The organism is Desulfopila aestuarii DSM 18488 (assembly GCF_900143695.1).
GTDB lineage: Bacteria > Desulfobacterota > Desulfobulbia > Desulfobulbales > Desulfocapsaceae > Desulfopila > Desulfopila aestuarii.
Genome location: NZ_FRFE01000037.1, coordinates 21119 through 46674, shown reverse-complemented (window position 1 = coordinate 46674; position 25556 = coordinate 21119). Strand labels below are relative to the sequence as shown.

The 25556-nt window shown below is 45.3% G+C and carries 23 protein-coding genes and 1 riboswitch; of the genes, 12 read left to right on the top strand and 11 right to left on the bottom strand.

The window, feature by feature from the left end; genetic code table 11:
* Positions 1 to 127: 127 nt before the first annotated feature.
* The 6 genes from BUF15_RS27890 (at position 128) to BUF15_RS22885 (ending at position 8631) form a co-directional block, all read left to right on the top strand.
* Positions 128 to 1099 carry a cache domain-containing protein gene (locus BUF15_RS27890; protein ID WP_159441359.1) on the top strand — a complete coding sequence of 324 codons (972 nt, stop codon included), beginning with the start codon at positions 128 to 130 and terminating at the stop codon, positions 1097 to 1099.
* A gap of 2 nt (positions 1100 to 1101) precedes the next feature.
* Positions 1102 to 2847 (top strand): hybrid sensor histidine kinase/response regulator, encoded by a 1746-nt coding sequence (locus tag BUF15_RS22905; protein ID WP_073616160.1) that lies wholly within the window; start codon positions 1102 to 1104, stop codon positions 2845 to 2847.
* Positions 2848 to 3275: 428 nt separating this feature from the next.
* Entirely contained in the window at positions 3276 to 5270 is a 1995-nt protein-coding gene (locus tag BUF15_RS22900; protein ID WP_073616157.1) for a methyl-accepting chemotaxis protein, read from the top strand.
* 748 nt (positions 5271 to 6018) lie between these two features.
* A complete protein-coding gene (locus BUF15_RS22895; RefSeq protein ID WP_159441358.1) occupies positions 6019 to 6507 on the top strand; it encodes a PilZ domain-containing protein in 489 nt (162 codons plus the stop codon).
* Between the two features lie 84 nt (positions 6508 to 6591).
* On the top strand, positions 6592 to 7050 hold the full coding sequence (locus BUF15_RS22890; protein WP_143170843.1) for an IS630 family transposase: 459 nt from the start codon (positions 6592 to 6594) through the stop codon (positions 7048 to 7050).
* Between the two features lie 492 nt (positions 7051 to 7542).
* Positions 7543 to 8631: a PDC sensor domain-containing protein gene (locus tag BUF15_RS22885; RefSeq protein WP_084554414.1), complete on the top strand. Its 1089-nt coding sequence runs from the start codon at positions 7543 to 7545 to the stop codon at positions 8629 to 8631.
* A gap of 651 nt (positions 8632 to 9282) precedes the next feature.
* On the opposite strand, the gene BUF15_RS22880 is transcribed toward BUF15_RS22885, so the two are convergent.
* The 5 genes from BUF15_RS22880 to BUF15_RS22860 form a co-directional block, all read right to left on the bottom strand.
* Positions 9283 to 9573, bottom strand: coding sequence for a hypothetical protein (locus BUF15_RS22880; RefSeq protein WP_073616152.1), 291 nt, complete (start codon positions 9571 to 9573; stop codon positions 9283 to 9285).
* Between the two features lie 83 nt (positions 9574 to 9656).
* Positions 9657 to 9730: riboswitch (cyclic di-GMP riboswitch) on the bottom strand.
* A gap of 349 nt (positions 9731 to 10079) precedes the next feature.
* A complete protein-coding gene (locus tag BUF15_RS22875; RefSeq protein ID WP_073616150.1) occupies positions 10080 to 10922 on the bottom strand; it encodes a nitroreductase family protein in 843 nt (280 codons plus the stop codon).
* Between the two features lie 30 nt (positions 10923 to 10952).
* Positions 10953 to 11933 carry an aldo/keto reductase gene (locus BUF15_RS22870; protein ID WP_073616148.1) on the bottom strand — a complete coding sequence of 327 codons (981 nt, stop codon included), beginning with the start codon at positions 11931 to 11933 and terminating at the stop codon, positions 10953 to 10955.
* A gap of 47 nt (positions 11934 to 11980) precedes the next feature.
* Positions 11981 to 12565: a flavin reductase family protein gene (locus BUF15_RS22865; protein ID WP_073616146.1), complete on the bottom strand. Its 585-nt coding sequence runs from the start codon at positions 12563 to 12565 to the stop codon at positions 11981 to 11983.
* A gap of 143 nt (positions 12566 to 12708) precedes the next feature.
* Positions 12709 to 13143, bottom strand: a complete 435-nt coding sequence (locus BUF15_RS22860) for a MarR family winged helix-turn-helix transcriptional regulator (RefSeq protein ID WP_073616144.1) — start codon at positions 13141 to 13143, stop codon at positions 12709 to 12711.
* 440 nt (positions 13144 to 13583) lie between these two features.
* On the opposite strand from BUF15_RS22860, the gene BUF15_RS22855 reads away from it, so the two are divergent.
* Positions 13584 to 14465: a universal stress protein gene (locus BUF15_RS22855; RefSeq protein WP_073616142.1), complete on the top strand. Its 882-nt coding sequence runs from the start codon at positions 13584 to 13586 to the stop codon at positions 14463 to 14465.
* 71 nt (positions 14466 to 14536) lie between these two features.
* Here the strand turns inward: BUF15_RS22855 and BUF15_RS22850 are convergent, their stop codons facing one another.
* Positions 14537 to 17263 carry a cation-transporting P-type ATPase gene (locus BUF15_RS22850; RefSeq protein ID WP_200802460.1) on the bottom strand — a complete coding sequence of 909 codons (2727 nt, stop codon included), beginning with the start codon at positions 17261 to 17263 and terminating at the stop codon, positions 14537 to 14539.
* 540 nt (positions 17264 to 17803) lie between these two features.
* Here BUF15_RS22850 and BUF15_RS22845 point away from each other — a divergent pair.
* Positions 17804 to 18343: a YeeE/YedE thiosulfate transporter family protein gene (locus BUF15_RS22845; RefSeq protein WP_073616140.1), complete on the top strand. Its 540-nt coding sequence runs from the start codon at positions 17804 to 17806 to the stop codon at positions 18341 to 18343.
* Complete coding sequence (locus BUF15_RS22840; RefSeq protein WP_073616138.1) at positions 18343 to 18873, top strand: YeeE/YedE thiosulfate transporter family protein; 531 nt, start codon at positions 18343 to 18345, stop codon at positions 18871 to 18873. Before BUF15_RS22845 ends, BUF15_RS22840 begins: the two co-directional genes overlap by 1 nt.
* Before the next feature lie 202 nt (positions 18874 to 19075).
* On the opposite strand, the gene BUF15_RS22835 is transcribed toward BUF15_RS22840, so the two are convergent.
* From BUF15_RS22835 to BUF15_RS22825, 3 genes are all read right to left on the bottom strand, one after another.
* Positions 19076 to 21280, bottom strand: a complete 2205-nt coding sequence (locus tag BUF15_RS22835; RefSeq protein ID WP_073616136.1) for a PEP/pyruvate-binding domain-containing protein — start codon at positions 21278 to 21280, stop codon at positions 19076 to 19078.
* Entirely contained in the window at positions 21258 to 21725 is a 468-nt protein-coding gene (locus BUF15_RS22830) for a pyridoxamine 5'-phosphate oxidase family protein (RefSeq protein ID WP_073616134.1), read from the bottom strand. Before BUF15_RS22830 ends, BUF15_RS22835 begins: the two co-directional genes overlap by 23 nt.
* Positions 21726 to 21808: 83 nt before the next feature.
* The gene (locus BUF15_RS22825) at positions 21809 to 21994 is read right to left on the bottom strand and encodes a hypothetical protein (RefSeq protein ID WP_234981254.1); all 186 of its coding nucleotides are present in this window, start codon (positions 21992 to 21994) and stop codon (positions 21809 to 21811) included.
* Between the two features lie 484 nt (positions 21995 to 22478).
* Here BUF15_RS22825 and BUF15_RS22820 point away from each other — a divergent pair, with 484 nt between their 5' ends.
* Positions 22479 to 22970, top strand: a complete 492-nt coding sequence (locus BUF15_RS22820) for a glutathione peroxidase (RefSeq protein ID WP_073616132.1) — start codon at positions 22479 to 22481, stop codon at positions 22968 to 22970.
* A gap of 45 nt (positions 22971 to 23015) precedes the next feature.
* Here BUF15_RS22820 and BUF15_RS27565 read toward each other — a convergent pair whose 3' ends face one another.
* On the bottom strand, positions 23016 to 23282 hold the full coding sequence (locus tag BUF15_RS27565) for a hypothetical protein (protein WP_200802461.1): 267 nt from the start codon (positions 23280 to 23282) through the stop codon (positions 23016 to 23018).
* Positions 23203 to 23403, bottom strand: a complete 201-nt coding sequence (locus BUF15_RS28475; RefSeq protein ID WP_073616130.1) for a glutaredoxin domain-containing protein — start codon at positions 23401 to 23403, stop codon at positions 23203 to 23205. The genes BUF15_RS27565 and BUF15_RS28475 overlap by 80 nt, the downstream gene beginning before the upstream one ends.
* Before the next feature lie 158 nt (positions 23404 to 23561).
* On the opposite strand from BUF15_RS28475, the gene BUF15_RS22810 reads away from it, so the two are divergent.
* Both BUF15_RS22810 and BUF15_RS22805 read left to right on the top strand, forming a co-directional pair.
* On the top strand, positions 23562 to 23963 hold the full coding sequence (locus BUF15_RS22810; protein WP_073616128.1) for an SRPBCC family protein: 402 nt from the start codon (positions 23562 to 23564) through the stop codon (positions 23961 to 23963).
* A 353-nt stretch (positions 23964 to 24316) separates the two neighbouring features.
* Positions 24317 to 25261: a hypothetical protein gene (locus BUF15_RS22805; RefSeq protein ID WP_073616126.1), complete on the top strand. Its 945-nt coding sequence runs from the start codon at positions 24317 to 24319 to the stop codon at positions 25259 to 25261.
* Positions 25262 to 25556 lie beyond the last annotated feature (295 nt).

The window sequence follows — 25556 nt, the reverse complement described above, 5'->3', positions numbered from 1 at the left end:
TTTCGCAATTTCATTATAACACAAGAAGCTCTCCGAGCCTTTATTTATTTGGTATTACACATGTATTTGCGAGACAGCAGTGATTCTCACTGTAATGACTATAGTGTGCCTTACTATAGCTTCATCAATGCTGATTGTTAAATGGCAAACTACGTCAACTATCCAAAATATCCAGAAAACCAATGCGGAAGATTTGCTCAAAGCTATCACAAACACTGTTGAAAACGAATATCTCAGCATACAATTTCACAGGCAGGCAACCCTTGAGCGGCGGAAAGAAGAATTAAAAAATCTGGTAGATGTTGCCTATACAGTATTAAACGACTCTTTCACTAAGTATTTAGAAGGGTTAATGACTGAAATAAAGGCGCAGCAACTTGCCAAACAAACTATTAGGGAAATGAGATGGGCTGGAGATGTTGGATACTTCTGGATCAATGATACAACAACCCCTTTTCCAAAGATGATAATGCATCCGACTCTTCCAGAGCTGGATGGCGAGGTACTCGATGACCCTGCTTTTGATTGTGCTCTTGGAAGAAATGAGAACCTATTCCGTGCTGCAAGTGTCATCTCCCGAAGCGATGGCAGTGGATACGTTGACTATCTTTGGCCAAAACCTACTCCAGACGGGAAATTGACGAACAAGCAACCCAAGCTATCTTTTGTCCGTCTTTTTAAACCCTGGAATTGGGTTATCGGCTCTGGCGTTTATATCGATGATATTGAAACCGAAACCCAATTGAGACTTAACGCTGTCATTGAGGAACTTCGCCAATCCTTCTTGAAACTGAATATTGGTGAAAACAGTTACATATTCCTGTTCACCCAAAAAAAGCAAATGCTGATACATCCTCAACTGCATGGTCAGAATGTATCAGAGCTGCTAAATCCTGACACAGGGTTGTTTCTTTTCGATGAAATTATGCTTGCAGAAAAATCGCGGGGAAAAATATTGGAGTATCGATGGACAAAACCCTCGGAAGATCCGCAAAAATTATTTCAAAAAAACTCCATGTTAGCTACTTCGAGCCTCTGCATTGGTACATTTGTGTCTCCTATTATCAGGATGAAATCAATGCGCCTGTTAAAGACTTAAGTTTGAGAATTTTGGTTTCATCCATATTTGTCTTATTTGTTGCTGTCGTTTTATCCTTTCTACTTGGAAAGAATCTGACAGATCCATTGAAAAAATTGTCAGATGCTGCAGAAATTATTAACCGAAAAGGTCTCGGTGCGACAGAAATTCCTATAAGTGGCTCAAAAGAGACTCGTGATTTAGGTCACATTCTTTCAAAAACTTTAAAAACTTTAAGTGAAAATGAGCAACACCTAATAGAAAATGAACTGAAGTATCGTCAGTTAGTTGAAAATGCCAACGATGCAATATTTATCGCTCAGGAAGAAAATATTAAATTTGCAAACAGGCAAACATTCGAATTAACAGGTTATACTCTTGATGAGCTGGAAGCGATCCCTTTCACACAAATAATTCATCCAGATGACAGAAATATGGTGGTTGAAAGATATATTAAGAGGTTGAAAGGAGAGACTGATATACCTACAACCTACTCATTCAGAATACTCAACCGCAATAATAAGGAATATACTGTGCTGCTAAATTCCGTACTGATCGAATGGAAAGGCAAGCCTGCGACTCTCTGTTTCGCTAGAGATATTACAGAGCAAAAGGAGTTGGAGATTGCATATTTACAAGCACAAAAAATGGAGGCAATCGGCACCCTCGCGAGTGGTATAGCACACGATTTCAATAATTTACTTATGGCCATCTGGGGGCACGTATCATTGATTTCTACTAATATGGATATTTCTCACCCTCACTATAGGCACTTTCAAGTTATTGAGGAAAGCATAAAGAGTGCAACAAACCTTACCTCACAATTACTTGGAATTGCGCGTGGCGGTAAATATGAGACTCAGCCGATTGACTTGAACGAATTGATTCTAAGTAGTTCATCATTAATTAGTCGCACAAAGAAATCAATGAACGTAAGAGCTGTACTCCATCCATTTCCTCTTGTTGTTAAAGCTGACAAACGGCAAATTGAGCAAGTCCTTCTTAACTTATACGTCAATGCATTCCATGCGATGCCTGATGGAGGCGAGTTACTACTGCAAACTGCAAATGTTATGTTGGGTGAAAATGTTTGCAAAAACAATCAAATAGTACCAGGCAACTATGCACATATCTCGATTGCCGATACAGGTATTGGCATGGACGATGAAACTAAGAAAAAAATATTTGATCCATTTTTTACAACAAAAGAAATGGGACGAGGAACAGGATTAGGTCTGTCTTCAGCTTTTGGAATTATTAAAAACCATAAAGGGATGATCTCTGTTAGTAGTTCAATTAACCATGGCAGTACATTCAACATATACTTGCCTCTGTCTGAGGAAGAAGCTGTTTCTGATGAAACTATTAAAGAAAAATATTTGATTGGAACTGAAACCGTTTTGCTTGTTGATGATGAAGCAGTAGTGCTGGAGGTAGGTTCTGAAATGCTTAAAAGTCTTGGATATCGAGTCAAGTTAGCAACTGGTGGAAAGCTCGCGTTAAAAACTCTATCAGAAGAAGGCAAAAGCATTGATTTGGTAATTATGGATATGATCATGCCTGGAATGGATGGCGAAACCCTCTTCTTCAAAATCAGAGAAAAATATCCCAAAATTCCAATTCTTCTCTCGAGTGGATATTCCTATAATGAGCAAGTGGATCATATCATGAAAGAAGGTTGCGATGGATTTATACAAAAACCATTTAGTTTATCAGTCATTTCGCAAAAAATTCGATCGGTGCTTGGTGATAAGACAATCAACGCATAATTTGTCAATAATCTCAAGGTACACTTTAAATTATTTGTTTGCTGGATGTATTAATCTGGCGGATATTTAGGTTTAGTTTCTCTAGATTACTTGTTTTGCGCAAAGTATAAAATGTCATGTAGTTTTGGAAAAAAAGCATTGTCAAATAATTGGCGACATAATTACTGTGCAACTATTATCCCGATGAGGGAGAAATACCGCCCATAGCGGTTTGCAACGACTCATATGTTATACTTGGCAGGAATACCATGAATTGCTAATGCGATCGTTCGATAACAATCAAGCCTATTAGAACTTACATTCAATGTTCGAAAAAGGTGTAATCATTATAGGCGGTATCTAAAGTGTAGCCTTACTTGACTAAAGTGCTCTCACGAGTCTGACGATTTGGATACTATTCGAATATAACTCTAATAATTGGAGGGATTATGAAAGTAACATCAATCAGATTTAAGCTTACCGCTGGCGGTATTACGCTTGTATTACTTCCATTGATTATTGTGGGATTAATTTCTGTATCAAAATCATCAAATGCCCTTTTACAATTAGGAAAGGAGCGTGCACAGAATACAGCGTCTGATTTGGCACGGTTGGCTGATAATATTCTTGAAGAAGAACGGAAATTAGCTGAAGTATTTGCGACAGATCAGAAAATCATCAATGTTGCCAAACAAATAAGCGGTGGTGGTGATGTTGATGGGCCTGAGGTCGCTGAACTTTATCGATCGCTGACACAGCAATTCAATGCAATGGGGAAAAATTATCAAGGAATATTTGTTACTGATGCAGAAGGGGAGCTGTATACTGGTGCACTTGAGGGTGGCAAGGAATACAAAGGCGTCAGTATAAAAGATAGAGATTACTTCCAACAAATGAAACAATCTGGCCAAACGGTTGTGAGCAGTGCAACTATATCAAAATCAACCGGAAAGCTGATCATTGTTGTATGTTCGCCTCTGAAATCAGAATCTTCTGGAATTATCGGAGCTTTTGGTCTGGTTATTAAGGTCGATTATCTTGTGGACTTGATTTCCGGAAGGAAAATTGGAGAATCCGGATACGTTTTTATGACGGATAATGCGGGTTTGCTTGTAGCACATCCGAATCCAGACAACATTTTGAAGCTAAATCTTGCCGAACTTGATGGAATGAAGGAGTTTATGACGCTTATGCTTAGTGGTCAGAGCGGCGTTGCTGAGTATACTTTTAAGGGAGTAGATAAAGTTGCAGGGTATGCACCGTTATCTCAAACAGGATGGTTTGTTGGTGCCACACAGAATTCTGATGAATTTCTTGCCTCCTCTAAAACAATTCAGAACCTTATTGGCCTGGTTACCATTATTGCCGTTATAGTAACAGCCGTTCTTGTGTCTTTTGCTGCGATCGCGATTGTCAAACCGTTAAATAAAGCAGTAGATGGATTGAAAGATATTGCAGAAGGAGAAGGTGATTTGACTATGAGACTGCAAGTAACATCAAAAGATGAAATCGGTGATATGGCTTATTGGTTTAATACTTTCATAGATAAACTCCAGGGAATAATTAAACAGATCGCTATCAATTCCACAAGCGTTGGTAATAGCGCGGAACAGCTCTCATCTATTTCGGAGGAATTACTTACTGGGGCAGAAGATACTTCGCAACGATCGTCTAATGTTGCTACTTCATCAGAGGAAATGAGTGCGAACTTAAATAACGTTGCAGCCGCTATGGAAGAATCATCGACAAATGCCAATATGGTCGCAACAGCTGCCGAGGAAATGAGTTCTACCATTAATGAAATTGCTGAAAATGCAGAAAAAGCTCGAGGTATTTCCTCTGATGCCGTATCACAGGCAAACAATGCTTCACGTAGCATGCACCAGCTTAGTGAAGCTGCAAATAAAATTGGTAAGGTTACAGAAACAATCACTGAGATATCAGAACAAACCAATTTACTCGCCCTTAATGCGACAATCGAGGCGGCACGAGCCGGGGAGGCCGGCAAGGGATTTGCTGTTGTTGCCAATGAAATCAAAGAGCTTGCCAAGCAAACAGCTGCAGCAACATTGGATATTAAAAACCTTGTTGATGCTGTTCAGAGTACATCCAATTCAACCTCAGAAGGAATCGGTCAAATATCTAATGTGATCGCTGGGGTAAATGATATCGTCTCCACTATAGCTTCCGCAGTAGAAGAACAAACAGCTGCAACGCAAGAGATAGCAAATAACATTGCTCAGGCAAGTCAAGGCATTCAGGAAGTGAACGAGAATGTAAATCAAAGCTCTTCTGTTGCCACGGGCATTTCTCAAGATATTGCTGAAGTTTCATCAGCTGCTCAGAATATTTCAAAAAGAAGCAACGATGTAAAACAAAGCGCTCAAGACTTACTCGCCCGATCTCAAGAGCTAAATACAATAGTGGGAAATTTTAAAGTTTAAAAGATAAGTTTGAATGCCACCTTTCTTTCTGTTTCATCCGGGTAAAGCGTATTCCTGGTTGTTGATGTCCTTCGTGGATCATCTACGATGACTGTTGAAAAACGTCCTGGTTTGCTTGCAGCCCTTTTTTAGTATGGAGAGGGCTGCAAAGCAGGACTGGTCACTGTCACTCAAAACCCATACTAACGAGTATTGCGCACGGCGGTAAACATGACGTTACAATAAGAGGTACTCAAAAAACGGGATGAACCTTTAATCTTGCCATGCTGAAGGTCTGTATTTTTAATTTACCTTTAATCTTTACACTTTTACTGAATCCAGGAAAATCTGCTTTTTCAAGTTCTTAACAGAAATAATGCGGTTTTACTGTCGAGAGTCCATGTGTGTGTCCTCATTCTTTGGGTAGGAACATACTTCTTGTCACTATTTCCAACTTCTTCCTTTGCCATTTTAGGAAATTCAAGGATATGATAAAGGGTTGCTTACCGAAACATTAATGACCGTAATGCTTTACTGTGTGCTTGGACCTATGACCAAACAAATCTCTCACTCCAAAGTCGTTGTAGATCTCAAAAACAATAGACTTGAGTTTTCCTTTGCCGAGACCATTACACGCAATGATCTCAACACTCTCTATACGGATGTAAGATTCTGCGTTGCTGACCTGAAGACAGATTTTGATGTTATTTCTGATTTTTCGTCGTCTAAAGTAATACGGCTAGAGAGCATACCTACCATCAGGAAAATAATGAACTATCTCATTACAAATGGCGTCAGAGAGGTCATACGGGTTGTCCAGGACGACCGGCTTATATATAAGCAGTTTCTGAATCTTGCGCTCAATATTCCAGGTTATAAACCAGAATATTGCGCAACACGTCAAGACGCTCTCAATAGACTGGAATTTAATATTAAGCGAAATGGCATTAGACTACAAATTCCAAGCATATCTGTGGAGTTAGTTTTTGATGATATTCAAGAGCATGGACGACTTATAGACATTTCCGTCACAGGCTGCGCCATTTCTGGATGTAGAAGTCAACCTGAACTAGCAAAAGAAATTCTACTCATTTTTCCATTTGAGCAAAATGATACACCTCGACTCTCTCTCAAAGCAAAAGTTGTTAGATCATCAAAGCGTGGTATCTTCGCTGTTCAGTTTATTGACATGGATAACCAGCATAAAAATATTCTGTGGCAGAGTATTTTGGCTGAAATTCAACGTGTAGAAAAATAAAAGGAGCTAGAGGGTGAGCAGAGGTAAAAGTCAGTGCTGAGACTGGGCACCTTAAACTTGCCGCATTTTTCCCGAGACACGATTTTGAAAAACTGGCAACTCAATACCATCAACGCCAAACGGTTCTCGCTCAATATGATTTCAGCCATAAACAACCAGGGGCTTTTGCGCTTCATGCTGTACGAGGAAACCATGACGGCACGTGTTCTGATTAAGTTCATGAATCGTCTGGTTAAAGATGCCGGCAGGAAGGTCTTTCTGGTTTTAGACAATCTGAAAGTGCACCACGCAAAATTGGTTCGACGTTGGCTTGAGAAGCATCCGGAAAAAATAGAAGTTTTTTACCTCCCTTCCTATTCACCAGAGCTCAATCCGGATGAATACCTCAATTGCCATCTCAAGTCAGGTGTTCGGATTGCGGCACCAAGCAGGAATATCGAAGAATTGGAGAAAACAGTGATAGGGCATATGCGGATGCTGCAGAAGAAACCGGAAAGGGTTGTAAAGTATTTCAAACATCCGTCGATCAAGTATGCGGCGTGAACCTATTTTGCCGCCGGATTAATATTATCCGGATTATGGCTATCATTCAGTATTCCGCCATAATGGAATTAACATTACCATTTTTGGGTTTTAGTAAACTGGGGGGCACCCTGTATTCAATAATAATTTCACATCAATAATCAGACTGGATGCAAAATTTTCCTATGAAATTATGCTATACGCATAAAGGCTGTACATATAATGACATTGCATGAAAGGTTTGGTTTCCATTACTCATGATCGACCTCAGGAAGGCAAAACGTTTAGAGGCAGAAAACTACAGGACCATTCTCATATTTTGAAGCAGCAGTCTGTGTGTTTATGACTAGTGGTTGAAGACCTTAATTAAGTTGACTGTCTCTGCCTACAGGGCACTTATTGTAGAATATCAATCATTGATTTATTGGCGATTTGCTTAGCCCTTCCTTTTATTCTCAGTAGCCATGGTGGAAACTGAGAATGCTGCATACTCCAATCTGAGGAGATAAGAATATGAAAAACATGTTTTCTCCACGTCCAGTTAAAACCAGCACACCATGGGTTCTCGCGGCTATGTTGACGTTGACAGTATTGATTCCAAAAGGGGCACTCTCCGCTGACTGCGACAAACCCTGGGATTCCTTGATCAGACTCGCTGCCGCGCATATCGATCGTGTCTTTGGTGATGTCGCGGCAAGTACCCGGGCCATTGCCGGCGAATATGTGCTCCTTTACGACAGCGCCCCTCCGTTGACACCTACCGAGCGCAGCGCCTGGGTGGAAAGTTATCAGGTAAAGGATAAAACCGTGGGCTTCCAGAGCTGGCCAGGCGACCTGCACTCTCCGCCAATATTTCAAGCCCCTTATCCGTCCTTTTATGATTACAAAGGAATAACATTTACCGATGACACTTTCCGTCAACTCGAGATTTTTAAACGCCTTACCCCAGTATTTCGTGCGGCTTACAGAAGCTTTGACTTCTCCTGGGTGTATGTCACCACGGCACAGGACAAAATGATGATTTATCCCTACCTGCCTCTTAACGAGGCCGTGAACAATGAGCAGCCGACGAAGCAAGTGTTTTACACCAGCGCCGACTTCAAAAATCGCGATGTTGGCTGGACGTTACCCTACCTGGATCTGGTCGGCGCAGGCATGATGATCACGGCCTCTTACCCGGTTTATAAAGGCGATAGCCTCATCGGTGTGGTTTCTCGGGACATCACTTTGAAGCAGCTCTCAAGCGAAGTGCTAAACCACCTGATGGTTGTAAAAGGTGCGGTCGCCTTCATTGTTAATCGCTCAGGTTTGGTCATCGGTGTCAGTGACTCCAAATTATCCCAAGAACTGGACAAGATCAATTCCAATGCAGCTGCGGCGGTTCTCCATTATCGAACAGAACAAGGCCTAAAGCAGCTGGACGGCAAATCGGCGGTGATATCCGCCTCCGCATGGATAAACCAACTTACCGAAACGCTGGTCGCCAAGGAAGAAAAGGAGTACGATTCTCCTGTCATCCGCTTTGTCCAAGATGGACGGAAAGTGCTGGCGGCAAAATCGGCCAGAACTGGTTGGTACGTGGTGTCGGTGGTCCAGGAATAAAGTCAGGCATCCGGTTGAAGTTTCGTTCGCAAGTAAAGAATCTCATGGGTAGGCTAGCGACCGAGATGGTTGAAGGGCTGATAGCGATCTCAGCCTATTGGTGAAGGTGACATACCTGTGGCCTGAATCCGCTGGTGTATCATGAAAGATGGTTCGAACCACGACACTCCCGGGAACCCCTTGGGTTTCCCATCGGTCGCGTGGATTTGCATGGCCACTTTAGAGGACGACACGGGCATTACCTGAGGGGTCCCAACAAAATTTCTCCATATCCATTTTAGGAGATAGGTTACGTTAGACGTTAGATGTTAGCGCCCCGACGATCATTTAACTGGGGCTGGCCAAAAGCCCCCCATTGGCACATACGATAGATAAAACAGTGCATCGTTTTAGCCTGTGTCTTGACGATACTAATTATTACCTTCAGAGCCGCTTTAGCCTTGGACAACTCCACTCACCAGGGAGGGTTTCACCTCACCTGTTCAGTGTGGTGCAGAACAGGTGAGATTGGCCTTGATGTTTGGTACAAGCTCTCTATACTGCTTATCAATAGGTTCGTGCCTATTTAGACGGTGACGGTACCACTGCCGGACTGCCTTTACAAAGCGTCTCACTATTTTGTGAGATGGTTCGTACTGCTCAATAGTCTGTTTATTGATTTTCACCATGAACGAAAATTTCATATCCACGTTGTTCTAATTCAGAATCAATATAACCGGAAAAATTGGCAAACAACGCTCTGACAGTGTCCAAGGCATCTTCAGATGCCTCACGGCTCTCGTAGATACCGATCAACGCACAATTTCCATCCTCGTTGCCGGAGCTGAAAAATTTCTTCAACCCGGGGATTTTCATTGCTTCGGGTTTCAGCTTTTCGAGGAGGGCAATGGCTTCACTTAACTTCTCAGCCTTGCAATGATACGTAGTTATCCTCGCATACATGACATCCTCCATTGGTATTGATGAGATTACTCGTATCTCATCTGGGATAGCCTAGTCTTCAATAAAAACCTCGGTACCTTTTCAATGGTAGCCAGGTTATCTTTGCAGACCCTCAGCTTTCCGTCCCCATCCTTCGGTGAGTTTGGATTTTTCAAATAGAGTCACTGGAAGAGTTTAATTGTATGTCAGGCATAGATGATTCGTCAATGCCACATGGTGGCAGCATGGCGTAAAATAGCGCGCAAATACGAGACCATCATGTTGCCACGATTAACAAAAAACATAATCAGAGTTAGTTGATAAATTTTGGACTAAGGCTTAGCTTTCCATGTTAACTCATGGTTGAAATTTTCAGGAATTTTCATAGCATTCTCCCTACAACGTTTGGGCATTTAACAAAACAAAGACCATAATTCGTTAGAGCACATTCCCCTCCTATGGATTGCCGCAAGACAGGCGAGGCAAACGAAAAGAAGGTTTCCCCGCCAGTTCGAGGTAACTTCAGTTTAGAATTGGGCCAAATCTGCTATATGCACTCTGGCTGGGCCGCGTTCAACGGTGCGCTGGTAGCTCACAGCAGGTTTACCGAAGACCATGACATAGCCGAGATAATGATCATTTGGCACTCCGAGGCGTTGGCTTATATCCGGAAAAACATCACGAATCAGGGCCTTGGCCAGACCATTCCACAAAGTACCTAGTCCCATGGACTGGGCAGCCAGCTCAAAATACGACAGAGAAATCATGGTGTCGGGCAGGGGACTTGGGCTCTCCTTGGGGGCGGAAGCAATAAGCATATGGGGAGCACCACGAAAGAAAATATCAAGGCCATACTCTTTATGGAGATTCAACCCCATATTGAAAAAATCGCCCAGTTGACCCTGAGGGATCTGGTTATCCGCGGCCAGTTGTTGAAGACGCCTGAAGCATTCCGCCGAGAGTTTTAGCATTTTGCCAAAATCATCAACCAATGTAAGTTGCATTGACTGGGAATTGTGGCCGGTGGGGGCGTGCCAGACTGTATCAAGGAGGCGCTGCAGATTGTCCCTGTCGATATTTTTTTGTTTGAAATGTCGCACTGAGCGACGCCCTTTGATAAGGATCTGCATCTGCTCAAAGGAGGGCAGATTACCTTTCAAAGAAAGTGCTTCTGCCGGTTTTTTCCCAAGAATAGAGATTGCACCGGTTGGACAGACTGCAAAACAGTGCTGGCATTGCATACAGCCCTGTTCGTCGTTTATGACCGGCAGTTCGCCCTGCATGGTCATAACCCCAGGTGGACAGTCATTGACGCAGGACTCGCAGGCGGTGCATGTCTCACTGTCTACATAAAATTGCAGCTCGTTCATTTTTTCTCCCATGTAATTGTGACAATACAATCAGATTAGAGGAGCACCCCGAGTAATTCCGATTGGTGCTATTTCATTCAGTTGCTCAAGTGTTACGGAGGTAAGGGTGATATTTGCCGCTTCCAGGTTTTCATCCATATGGCGGGTTGAACGGGTACCTGGTATCGGGAAGATATCAGTTCCCTGATGGAGCAACCAGGCAAGGGCAAGCTGGGCAGGTGTGATGTCCAACTGTTTGGCAATGTCCATGAGCGGCGCAAACCTGTCCGTATTGCTTTTAAGATTTTCAGCGGAATATCGAGGATTATTTTGCCGAAAATCCTGCTCAGCCAGGCTCTTTACTGTGCCTGTTAAGAAGCCGCTGCCAAGTGGTGACCAACCCACCAGAGCGATACCTAATTCCCGCAGTACCGGTAGCAATTCCAACTCTGCCTCACGACGCCAGAGAGAGTACTCAAACTGAACTGCTGTAATCGGGTGAACAGCATGAGCCCGTCGCACCTGATCTGCGGTGACATTGCTAAGACCAAGATAGCGTACCTTGCCAGCTTCAACAGCCTCTGCCATAGCACCTACGGTTTCCTCAATCGGTATAGCCGGGTCGGGGAAATGGGCATACCAGAGATCGATGGTTTCACACTCCAACCGTTTCAGGCTCGCTTCCAGTGCCTTGGCGGCATAACGTGGTGAACCGTTAATATTGAGGGAAAAGCCCCAGCCTGTCGGAACTTCTGTACCGCTCTCCTGTTCATCAAAAACAATACCAAATTTGGTCGCGACAAAGGCTTTGTCTGAGCTCTGTTTTATGGCCTTGGCGATGAGGGTTTCATTATGGCCATTACCATAGGCATCTGCTGAGTCGATCATCATGCCGGCAGCAATTGCATGTTGCAGGGTTTTGATTCCATCGTTATCGTCGGATGCCCCATAATACCCCTCCAGTACCATTGCCCCGTAGCCAAATCGTGCTAGTTCAGGTCCGTTTTTGCCAAGTTGCATTTTTGCAGTCATGGGAATTCACCTCCGGATTTGTCCGCTTTTGGATGAAAAATTAGCCCTCATTTGTTGTCTGTCTTATAGGTCTTGCCCTCCCGCCATGGAAGTCCAACTCTCTGCCCCAACGACCAGTAATCAATCTTCATAAAGTCAAAAAGCAGAGGATCGATTTTTTCCAGGTCAGGCTTACCGTCTGTCAGGCAACTTTCGTCGACAAAAGTCTCCACCACCTCACCGATAAATATCTCATGATGGCCAAGCGTAATGGCCTGCACCAGTTTACATTCCATTGACAAGGGAACATCCGCAATCATAGGTGCATGTTTTAAAGTGCCGCGGGCAATAGGAAAAAGTTCACTCTTATCGGTCGTCGCCCCTGATACCAAGCCTACATAGTCAGTTACCTGCATCATCTTCACTGAAGGGATGTTAATGCTGAACTCGCCATGCTCATGGATGCCTTTGTTGGTGTAATGGGAGCGGTTCAGGCCGATGGAAAGATACTGGGGCACCGCCCCTGTCGCGTGATTCATGATGCCAACATGGGCAATAGTTATCCAATTTGGTTTGTCGTCGGGTTCCGCACCAACAATAGTTGTTAAAGATGGGTAGAGACCATTTTTCGGGCCGATAGCGATACGTTTCATAGTTGTCCTGTTTGTAGTGAAATGTGCTGTTCGTTTTTCATGCCTCAGACCCAAGCTGTCAGCGGACAGAGAGCATGATTTACCTTTAGCAACGAAACAAGTGTTAGTTGTACATGCAAGTTTACGCCAATAAAATTTTCCAGTTATTCCTGTTCAAGTTTACGGTAGGCATCTGCAGTAAGCCGGGTAAGCCTTTCCCCCTCTTCCTTACCAAGAACCTTTACATAACGTTCGTAGAGTCCCAGCCACGCCTCACCGATAGCGGGTTTCATCGCCAGACCTTTATCGGTTGGGTGAATAAAAGTATTTCGCCCTTGCTCTTCTTTATATACCAGTCCTCGCTTTACCAAGGCATCAATAAACCGCGACACCGTAGAAGGAGCCATATGCAGCTCAGACGCCAGCTCTTTCTGAGGTATTCCGGGAGAGTCTGTAACCAGAGTGAGGATAAAGGCGTATGACGGAGCCATTCCAACACTGGCGAACTCCTCTTCTCCCATGCGGGTAATTACACGGGCGAGCGAGTTGGCAGTAAAAAAGAGACAGCACTCAAGAAGATTGTTTGACTTACATTCCATAATCAGACCTTTGTTTGTTGTACATACAAATAAACAATTGCGTAGCCGTTGTCAATATCAGTTTTTTAAAGCTATCGTTCTTGCCCTTTGAAATCTGGGTATCGATCTTGGGATATTTTCACGCCTTAACCGGGCTGGTGGTGATCAGGTATCAGTTGCCGGAGAGAATTCAGACCACATTCTCGCTTAAGAAGTGAATCAATTTTGGCAGGCTTGTGCCCTCGCCAACTTAAATGGGGTCATCATTTCCTTCAGTCAGCTCTTCTAGGTTGACGGTCTTGGCTATTATGGCATTGCAGACAATGTCCTACTGAGGCGCTCAATAGAGTTGACTTCCACTCAACCAGTTCATGTCAAATTTTCTTGCGCGGTTTGATAACCAATCTTAATTTTTTTCATGAAACTGACTTATTAATTATTCAAGTTTTGAGGGAGAGATTATGAAAAAACATTTCTTGGTTACAGTGAGTAACGATTATGAGCACCTTACAGGTGTAGAATTCATCTGTTCATTCTTCAAAAAACTATCAGAGCATCAAATAACCCTATTGCATATCTGTAGACGCGATGCTAGCGATATGAACAAGGCTTTAATGGAGTTGTGGGCAGATCCTGATGAGAGGGTGAATGGGATTCTTACAGTTGGCGCACGAAAAGCTCTTGATAAGGCCACAGATCTTCTGAGTCAAAGCAAAATGTCTATAGATCAGATGATGACTGTAACCTGTGCTGAGCGTTATGGAAAAGTAAAAGACATTCTCAAGCATAGCTCTCAAGGACTATATGATGCTATTATATTAGGAAAAAGAGCATCGTATGCCTTGCAATGGATCTTTGAGCGTCCTGCCGATGAGACAGCCCAGTCAATTATTCGAGATAGTCTCTTATCTTCACCGCTATGGATATGTCCAGAGCCTGAGAAAGGAAGGAAAAATGTTCTCGTCTGTGTTGATGGTTCAGAGGAGTCTCTTCGAGCTGTAGATCATGTTGGCTATATTTTGTCCCGGCAGGATCAACATTCAATTACTCTCTTCTATGTAGAAAACGGTGCCGGTCTTGATGCAAATGCCATATTCGAGCAATCCATTGGAATTCTCAGAAACCATTCCATATCCAATGAAAGGATCAGCAGGGAGTCAACCTGGGGGCTCAATGCAGCAGGAACCATCCTCAATTATGCAGAAAAGGGTGGGTTTGCCTCTATTGCGGTGGGATTACATGGCCAGACGCAGGAGCTTTTAAAGCGCATGAATCTTGTCGGCAGAACAACTGCAACTTTAATTAATAAAACTGAAAAAGTTTCATTGTGGTGCTGTCCATAGACTGAGTTATTGTCACTGTGGTCTTGCTCCTTTTCAAGATTAAGTGAAATTGCGCAACAACCGGATGAACCTTATTTTTTCACCTTATTTTTTTCTAATCGGCATATGATCATTTTTTCAATCTCAACCAGAATGAAAACACTTAAGGTAAAGCCAATCAAGCGAATCCAGTCTCCTGCAGGTATCGCAGCAGTTCCAAACAATTTTTGCAAAAGCGGTAAATAGGTGAAGAGCATCTGCAGAAATATTATTCCGGCAACAGATAAAAGTACGGCTGGATTGCCAAGAAGCCCCTCTCTTGAGAGTACCGATGTTTTTAGATACCGGGCATTAAAGAGATAAAATATCTGGAAGAAAATAAGCGTATTGACAGCTGTCGTACGAGCCATTTCTAATGTTTCGCCATGGTGGCGATCCCAGAGAAAGAGGCCAAGAGTGCCCATAACCATGATTGCAGAGATGAAGACTATTCTCCATGAAAGAAACTGATTGAGCAACGGCTCCTTTGGCGAACGTGGCGGCCGGTGCATGACATCTCCCTCTGGTGGTTCAAATGCAAGTGAAAGTCCAAGGGTTACCGCGGTAATCATGTTCACCCAGAGGATTTGCAATGGCGTTATAGGCAGGGCAATTCCCATCATCACCGAGGCAATAATAATCCCGGCTTGAGCACCATTGGTTGGAAGAATAAAAGCCAGGGTTTTCCTGATGTTGTCGTATACTGTCCGGCCTTCCTTTACGGCGTGCACAATAGAGGCGAAATTATCATCGGCAAGCACCATTTCCGAAGCTTCTTTGGCTGCCTCAGTTCCCTTCAAGCCCATGGCTACTCCGACATCGGCTCTTTTGAGTGCAGGTGCGTCGTTTATGCCATCGCCAGTCATGGCTGTTATCTGCCCGCTGGCTTGTAGCGCTGTGACCAGACGCAGCTTGTGTTCTGGACTTACCCGAGCAAAGATGTTTGTTCTGCCGGCGATAAATTCCAGTTGGTCGTTGTCCATGGTTTCAAGTTCCTGACCAGTAACCGCTTTGCTTGTCACATCAATACCTAACTGTTCTCCTATCGATATGGCTGTAAGGGCATGATCACCGGTAATCATTTTGACTTTGATTCCGGCCCCAAGACAGCTTCGTACGGCAGCCATAGCTTCATCACGAGGTGGGTCAATAATACCAAAAAGACCAAGCAGGGTCATATCGCTCTGCAAACCATCTATTGATATTGTCTGTTTGTCGCCGGCATCAAGGGTGGCTACGGCAAGAGTGCGTTGGCCTTGTCTGGCAATTGCCTCGATCTGCTCCTGCCAATATGAGCGGTTGATGGGCTCGTCTCCACTTTCGTGGTGCTCATGACTGCACATCTCCAAAACTCGCTCAGGTGCTCCCTTGAGGTAAACTCTGCTTTTACCGTCAGAGTCATGATGAAGTGTCGCCATGAATTTATGATCGGATTCAAATGGAATGATATCTTTTCTGGGTAATTCCTTGTTACATTGTTGTGAGTTAAGGCCAGCCTTGAGGGCAAGGGTAATAAGGGCCCCATCGGTTGGATCACCCTGGACGCTCCAGATACCTTCCTTGTGTGAGAGAGATCCATCGTTACATAATAAGCCTGCCCGTATAAGTTCGATGAGTGAACGATCTTTACCTGGTTCGAGGGTGTTGCCGTCCACATGAAAAGAGCCCTGCGGTCGGTAACCAGCACCATCAACCTGGTATGCTCTGTCTGCTCTTAATATGGTGGTCACAGTCATTTCGTTACGGGTAAGCGTTCCTGTCTTGTCCGAGCAGATAACTGTGACCGAACCAAGTGTTTCGACCGCGGGTAAGCGTCGGATGATGGCCTTTTGACGTGCCATTCGCTGCACGCCAAGAGCCAGGGTTATGGTGATGATTGCCGGTAACCCTTCCGGAATCGCGGCAACGGCCAGGGCAACACCAGCGAAAAATAATTCAGTGAATGAATAATCGCGAAGCGCCAGGCCAAATACCATGGTACCAGCAGCCAGAATGAGGATTGCTCCTGTCAGCAATTTGCTGAACTCATCCATACTTTCTGTGAGTCTGGTCTTGAGAGTTTCTACTCCAGCAAGCATGGTACTGACCTTACCTAGTTCAGTTACCTCGCCTGTCGCAATAACGACACCAGTACCCTGACCAAAACTGACCATCGTGCCGGAGAATGCCATGCAACTGCGATCACCCAGTGAAGCATCAGCTGTGACGGGATCAATTGACTTCTCGACAGGTACTGATTCACCTGTCAGTAAAGCCTCTTCAATTCGAAGATCTTTGCTGTGAATGAGACGCAGGTCAGCAGGAACTTTATCGCCTGATTGGAGGAAGACCACATCCCCGGGCACCAAATTTTCAACCTGAATAGATCTTTTACTGCCATCGCGGATAACCAGAGCCTCATGGCTGAGGATTTGCCGAATGGCATCAACTGCTTTTTCAGCTTTACCTTCCTGGATGAAACCGATTATTGCATTGATCAGCACAACACCAACAATAACAGCAGCATCAATCCAGTCTGCAAGAAGAGCCGTAACCACCGCGGCGGAGAGCAATACATAGATCAAAACATTGTTGAACTGATTGAGAAACTGTTTCAGCGGACTGCGTTTTGTAGGTGCAGGGAGACTATTCGAACCATATTGCAATAGTCTTCGAGCGGCCTCGTCATCAGTCAAGCCGCCAGTTGAACTTGATAGATCACGCAAAACTTTATCAGCAGAGAAGACGTGCCACGCAGCCTGGGGCATGTCTTTAACGTTACTCATCGGTGTTGAGTTCATAAAATCGACACCTCATATTTTGAGTTTTTATAGGTTCAGCGGATATTTGTTTCGCTATAAACGGTGCAAAAACTAAAGGTGAAAAAATATTGCTATGATGGGAGATATTATAAGCTTTACGTTAAGAAATTCTCTGCAGTGGATATTGAAGAAGAATAGTACCAATAACTCAATCAAAAACCAAGATACCAGATTCTCCATTTCTCATGGCATTGTGGAATATTTGGGACATTGCCCTGGTCGATGGCGTGAATTTTAACTCAGTAAGCAGTTAATTATGCTACAATAGGACAAAGCGCTGCGATGATCAAAAAACGCACACAAGAGCTGAAAAAGTACGAAGAAACATAGCCTTCAATACCCATAGCGAAAGCGAAACACTGATACGGTCATATAGGAATTGTGGGAGTGTTGAATTTTCCTCCTCTGGATATCAGTGATTACCTGAAAATATGATTTCGAGGAACCTTACCTCTCGGCCATACCACGACTTATTGAGGATCAGAATTAACTTGAATCAGAACAAAGGAGAATCTTGAGATGAAAAGGCAAACAGGAGATGGAGGATGGAGTCCGTACTTTGCAGGGGCGCTTCTAGGTTTGCTAGCAATCGCTTCGGTCTATGCAACCACCTATTATCTAGGCAAAACGAGCTATTTGGGAGCTTCGACAACTTTTGTTCGTGCTGCAGGTATTATTGAGAAAACCGTTGCGCTGGAACATGTGACCGAAAACGAATACTTCACAAAAACCAAAATAAAGGTTGATTGGCAATTTATGTTGGTATTAGGCATTTTCTTGGGAGCATTCATTTCATCTACGACTGAGAAAAGTTTTAAAATGGAAAGTGTTCCGCCCACATGGGAGGATCGATTCGGGCCGTCCATCGCCAAACGGGCAATTGGAGCATTCTTTGGTGGTATTGTCGCTATGGTGGGTGCACGAATGGCTGATGGTTGCCCAAGCGGACACGGTCTGAGCGGAATGATGCAGTTGTCTGTTAGTGCTCTTGTTGCGCTTCCCATATTTTTTGTCTCTGCTGTTCTTGTCGCTAACATCGTTTATCGAAGGAGATCATAATGAGCACTGAACAATTGCTGGGTCTTGTTACAGGTGTTGTATTTGGATTCTTGCTGCAAAAAGGAAGAGTTCTGCGTTTTGATAAGCAGATCAACGCCATGCTGCTAAAGGATATGACGATATTCAAATTCATGCTTTCTTCAATTCTGGTTGGAATGGTAGGTATTCTCCTGCTGTCTGACCTTGAAATTATTCAGTTAAGCCATAAACCGATGAATGTTGGCGCTATAGTCATTGGTGGAGCTCTTTTTGGTATCGGTTGGGCAATTATGGGGTTCTGTCCCGGCACATCAATTGGCGCGCTGGGGGAAGGGCGCTGGCATGCAGTGTTCGCCATTTTAGGCATGATAGTCGGTGCCGCAATCTATGCGGAACTCTTTCCCTTTTTCAAATCAACAGTTCTTTCATGGAAAGATTTCGGCAAAATCGGGCTCCCGGAAGTGATTGATGTTTCACACTGGATTATTGTCCCCATCTTCTGGTCCGGAATTCTAGCACTTTTCTTTTGGTTCGAGAAAAAAAGGCTCTGATTGATGTTTTCGCAAATGCCTTTGCCCGGTCTGGATCATCAGCGCCGCCGATCATATTCATCTGACCGAAGGCCATCCCGGTCAACGCTTTTGCCCGGATTTGGCAAGGGCTTTTCTCTGCTGTGAGGGCTGAAACACGTTTGCGAGATGATGAACAGCCCATAGTCTTGAATATCTCTTCAGGCACAGACAGTAGAGTTGATTATTGCCGGTTTCTCGAGCTCTGGATAGTGCAAATACCCAGGTAGCCATCCACTGTGAGGTGATCGCCGGTGGTGATCCGAAGGGTTGCATCTTTCACTCCGGTGATACAGGGAATGCCGTACTCTCGTGCAATAATCGCCCCGTGGATCAGCATCCCGCCCCTCCGCTCGATTATGGCGGAGGCAAGAGGCGCAAAGAAGGTCATGGTTGGATCGATTGCGTCAATGACCAGGACTTCGCCTTTTCTAAAGTCTTTCAGATCTGCAGTACGGTCGATTACCCTGGCCTGCCCGGTGGCAATGCCCTGACTTGCGGCCTGCCCCTGGAGTTGCCTAAAGAAAACTGAGCGTTTCGATCTGTTTTCAGCTGGCTTGCGTAGGAAAGGACCATGAGCTGTCTTCTTTGGCGTCCCGAGAAGCGCGGCGCTGAGCTCTTCTGCCGAAAGGGTATTGGCATCCGTAACGCCAGCAGCACTCACTCTCTTTCGTGCCTCGGCCAGGGCTCTCTCCACCTCTTGTCCTATTCTCCCGAGGTAGATGTTGTCATCATCACGAATCCGGTAGCTGGCCCTTGCAAGATCAAGCAGTTCTGCCGGATCCATTGGGATGGCATCCCGGGCAGCCACAAGAAAATCAGCTACAAGAGTGGCATCGTCATCATGCTGACAGTGGCGAGGATGTACATGTAACATGCTGAACTGAAGGAGAATCGCTGACAGAATTTCAGGAAATACACCGGGATCACCGGCTTCAACAAAGCCGATCGCAAACCCCTTCTTCAATTTGGCGACAATGGTCTGGATCTCGTTGTCCTCGATCAGATCTATGCGACCATCTCGCACCAGAGACATCCATGACGGATTGTCATGTATTTTCCGGGCACAGAGCCATAGCAGTTCGTTGCGCTCAATACCAAGCATATGCTGGCCACTGAGCAGACGGACAAAGGCAAAAGGATCGTCCGGGGAAAGAAGGTCATTGTAGATTTCGCCAAAGAGCCTGACTCCGTGGGCAAATGGTATGCAGTCCTGCCAGTAGGCACTTGTATATTGCGTGTTCAGAGCACTCCTCTCTGAGATTTCATTGGCGAGCTCATGGGGCGAGAGCTCATCAAGGCGAACCTTCTCAAGCCTCTCACTGTCAGCCTGCATGGAAGGGAGCAACTCGTTTTCGATAGTCTCGCGCAACGCTTTGAGGTTCTCATAACTGCGGGTGAGGCTAAGGTACCAGGACCGTTTATCGGTTTCCCCATCCCCTGACCGGGTCGTGATAGGCCTTGCCTGAAGCAAAAACAGTTTGCCTTCGGCGAAAGTCCATTCGATGTCGATTGCAGCTCCAAGGTGATGTTCAACCTGGGAGGACATGGCAACGAGTTCATGGAGTGTATCCTGCTGCAAAGGGGGGTTTTGTTGCTGCCAGTCGTTGCATTCTCGCAGTTGCAGCCTACTGCTGCCTTCAACCGGAGTCACTGTCATTCTTTTTTCAGGGGCAAAATGGGAACATATCGTCTTGTCGCTATGGTCGATAAGCCATCTGTCAGGAGCAACGGCACCGTCTATCAGGCCCTGGTTCAGTCCGTAAACCGCTTCTATCACCATTCGGGAGCTGTCAGTGGGATCCTTGCTGAACAGAATGCCTGATACGTCGCCTATGACAAGGGGCTGGATGACTACCGCCATGGTGCTTTCCATGGCATCAAGACCAAGCTCCTGACGATAAAGAATTGCCCTGTCTGACCAGAGTGAAGCCCATACTTTTTTCAGGGCAAGGACCAGGTTATCATACCTGATATTGACCAGTGAACTATGCATGCCGGCATAGGAGTGGTGCCCCCCGTCTTCTGTGGAGGCGGAGGAGCGCACCACAAGGGGGACGTCACCAAATCGGGAGAAGACCTGGTGATGAAGGTGTTGCTCTATTTCAGCAGGTATTTCGGCGCGAAGGAAAAGATTACGAATGGTGAGGCTGATGTCCCAAATTTCTTCCCACCGTATCTCCTGTAAATCTTTTCGACCAAGGGCCATAGCAACCTTCTCCCCGAGGCCGTTTTGTTTTACGAAAAGCCGATATACTTCAGTGGAGACACAAAGGGGGGAGGGGATCGCAATTCCAGCGTCGTACAGCTTGAACAGGGCTGCGCCTTTTCCACCAATCAGGGAGGCGGAGCAGAGGCGGTCGGATTCAGGAGAGTAGATCAGCTTCATCGTTTATCCGATATTCGACCACATCCTGGAAGCGTGACACGATGAGGTAGTTATGAACGGTTATCACAAACAACTGGGTGGTTGGCGATGCTATGAAGTGATCGAGATAGGGGTGCCTCTTAAGGTACAATGCTTGATAGTGTTGCTTGATCTGCGGGTCAACCGGTTGAGCAACCCCTAGAATCGTTGTGGCGGTCGCCTGGTGAAAGTCCTGCTCATCGTTGGAACGATTATCCACCATGATAGAGACTCTGCTGTCTCCCATCATATTCTGGTATTTCCGCGTGGCGCTCCCCGTGGCAACAATGAGATGCCTCAAATCTTCCGTATAGGCAAAGGCCATGAGGTTTGAGTATGGCTGTCCGCCTCTCTGGGTGGAGAGGACGGCCAGTTTTTGTTTTGACATCAGGTTGCGGAGGATGTCCTGCAAGACGTTCTCGTCCATATATCCATCACAAAAAGAATCCCCCTGCCAGGATATGGCATGAGGGATTCATTGGGGTTAACATGGAAAAAAATGTTAGGTAATTACCAGTTATCGCCTAAAACCTGGCTGAGATCGGTACACTTTTCTTTTTCCTCATCCGTGAGATCTTCTTTTCTTTTGAGATTTTTCAGGTCATCAATATAACAGGCATACTCTTTCCCATCCTTGTCCTGGATGAATACCATCTTCTTATACTCTTCAGAGATGATGTCTCCACGCATGCTCATAAATATCTCCTCCATGTATTGTGTGATATGAAACTGATACACAGATTGTGAAAAAATGATATCCTGCATATCAAGAGAGTTAAGCAAATTCTATCAAATAGCTGCCAGCAATGTCAAATCTAAAAGATTGTCAGGCTAATGGCTGGGAATGGTTGTTCAGGCAGTGACTGATTATCAATGAAATGGCCCATTCATCGTGTATGATGATGGGTAATGCTGGAGAGAGCAGGTCTTTCACATACGTAACGGGCGAATAGCCTAGGTAAAAAATTATCTGACTACACCTAATCCTCAGCCTGCAAGAGTAAGGAGAAAGGAGTAGGGTGTGAAGCGACTAATCAACAGACAGTGCAATCTGAGTCGTTATGTTGACAAAGGCCCCATTGTCATTTGCTGTTGCTCCTCACTCCTCTCACCTCTCACCTCACCTAAAAAAGCCGCTTTACATGGGTAATACGAAAAAATGATCCCTGGAGAAAAGCCAATGACAGAGTTGTACAGGTTTGATGTGGAGACGATTGACGGGAAACATGTCAACCTGGGCCTCTACAAGAATAAGACCCTTCTCATCGTTAATGTTGCGAGCAAGTGTGGTTTCACTTCACAATATGATGGGCTGGAGGAACTCTATAAAAAATACGCCGACAGAGGTCTTGTTATTCTTGGTTTCCCCTGTAATCAGTTTGGCAGCCAGGAGCCGGGGTCCGAGTCAGAGATACTCGACATTTGTCGACTCAATTATGGGGTCACATTTCCTCTGTTTGCCAAAATAGAGGTGAACGGTGACAGGGCACACCCGCTGTTTGTCTATCTCAAACGCACATGTCCGGGGTTATTTGGTAGTGAGAAGATCAAATGGAACTTCACAAAGTTTCTTGTTGACCCTGCCGGGAAGGTGGTAAAGCGATTTGCGCCAACGACGTCCCCGGCCCAGCTGGAGCAGGAGATACTGCCATTGCTGCAACCCAAGGCATGACCCGACCTGCTTAGTCACCGAAAAGAGTGATGTCGGAGGTGAAAACTACTCGATATCATACCGTTCCGCCGGACGTCTTTCCGGTACCTCCACACCATCTTTTTTTCCGGTGTACAAATAGTACCCTTTTGGCCCGTTGGCTTTCTTGAGCATATCACAGAGGTCATCTACTTCTGTGCGAACCCCAATCTTTTCTTTTATTTCCTGGATCTCGTAGTCAACAATGGCTTCTTCAACAACCTGGACAGTGGGAAATGAACACTTGGGGATTATCCTTGCGTAAATCCCGCAAAGCCTCCTTCCTGTCATCATGATCCATTTCATCGACCTGGAGGAGGGTGTAGTCAACGCGCAAGGCATCCAGCATCTTCTTGATGTTGAGACAGTGTCCAGAGGTGCTCAGGCTGAAGAGAACTATGTCTGTTGAAGGCATATCGCATTCTCCGTCTGGTTCGGATAGTGTAAGAAGCAATGCAAAGTTTCACAAAATAGAAAAGAGGGGGGCTGTAAGATGTGTAGAGAGTGTATCTTGAACAGATCAATATATGCAGGTGTTGTAACAAGAGATGCATATCACGGCAAGAGTTCAGCATGGTAACATTGCGCGACAAGAGATTCCGGGTTAGCAGGAGCGTGGATGCTTCTCTTGATTCCGTGTGGTTGATCCTGACCGATACGCACCTCTGGGCGTTGTGGGGGCCTTCCGTTACAGCGGTTGAGAGCGGTGACCGATATATTCGAGCTGGCACAACCGGCCGTGTCAAGACGGCCCTGTTCTTTTGGCTCTCCTTTGTCATCACTACATATGTTGACAACAGATCATGGCGGTGGGCTGTAGGAAAATTGCAGGCCACCGGTCACACAGTTGAACAGGGTGCTGACGGGACAACTGTGGTCAGCTTTGACATGCCGTTGTGGGCGTTTTTCTATATCCCGATCTGCTGGCTGGCATTACGGCGGATAGACTCGCTTGCACGGCAACAGTCCTCATGAGAAACCCGGACTGACACTCACAGTTGCCATCCTGGGTTGCCTATGCGCACATTGTGCAGTCGGGCTGGGCAAGGTGTGATACCCCTTTATTCCAGTGACAATTCCTCATCGCCCACAAGCACCAGCAGTTTGAGAACCTTGAATGTAACCAGGAACCGTTTTTCACCATCATCCGCCTGACCGGTCCTTCGTCTGCTGAGTGAGGCGATTTTCTCGTCGTCCTGCCCCTCTGTTATCCTTGAAGTAGGTCTCGAATTTCATATTTGCTCACCATGGTTGAGGGGGGATTGACTTTCTTTTGAAAAAGAGCGTTTTTATCCTCTGCAGAGGAAAAAACGGGTTACAGTATTGCTATGCCAAAACTTACTCTCTGCTACTCAAATCATCGTCCGGAAATGCTCCATCCTGCAGCTCAGATAATGACTGCGCATGATGTGATTATGCTTGAGGAGCAGCCGCAATCTTCTCTCAATATGATGCTGCGAGGTGAGATGGAACTGGATGAGTATATACTCGAATCCGAGGCAGCTTTCCCTGAGTTTGCCCGGAAGCACTGCACCCTTATGCAAGAGCTTTACGATGGGGGGAAGACCATTCAACAGGTCGAACCATATCTGGAACACCTGCTGAACATTCAGCTGTTTCTCGCCGACGGGAACACTCCCGATATGATAGAGCGTGACAGTGTTGGATACCAGGTATATCTCGCCGAGCGGGATGCTACAGGAAAGCTGATCGAGTATTACCGTGCATCGGGGATGGGTTGTCTGGATACTCTCCTCAGTTCAATGATGGAATTTGCCAAAGCAGACGCCGCTCGTTTTTTGCTGAGAGACAGCCTGCGGAGCGAGGCTATTGTAAGCCTTCTCCAACCTGGAAAGGATACCTTCGTTGAAGCCGGCTCTATGCACCATGCCTTATATGTCTTGCTTGAAAGAAATATCAGCAGGGAGTGGTCTCTGCAGTCTCGAAATCTCGAGGAGGAAGTAGCAAAACAGATGGGTATGACTGACTATCGCCTGCCACCAGGTGATCAGCTTACCCTTGCCTATATCAATGCAGACCATATTTCGGAGGAGCAGGAGCGTCTCCTTTGTGCTCAAACCCTCATATATACGAAAATCACCATGAAAGAAGAGTGGGTTGAGTCCGAGAGTGACTTCCCCCATCTCAATGACGAATTGCGCAATATTGCACTGGTTTCATCGCTTGATCTGAGACGATGCCGCATACTCTATGAGAGAATACACAATGTATCGACTGCTGATGCCAGAAAAATCGTCATGCGCGCTATATGACCTTCAACAAAAGCTACTGAAATGGAAAGGTAAAACTACCATGACGTAAGGAGGAAAGGGGACATCCTGCTCCAAAGGCGAAAGAATCTGGCACAACTCCTGTGGGAGACGCGATGAACCGCAATGGAATTTTTGTAACGAGCATGTCTGTAATTACAGGGAGTTGCAAGCAAGCTGCGCGGAAGCAGATCTGATGTATTTTCCTGAGTGCTTTCCGGGAATTCTTCAAGGGTATAATTTGCCTGGATCCCAACAATGTATAGGTGTAAGATACCTTATACATGCCTAGGGAGGA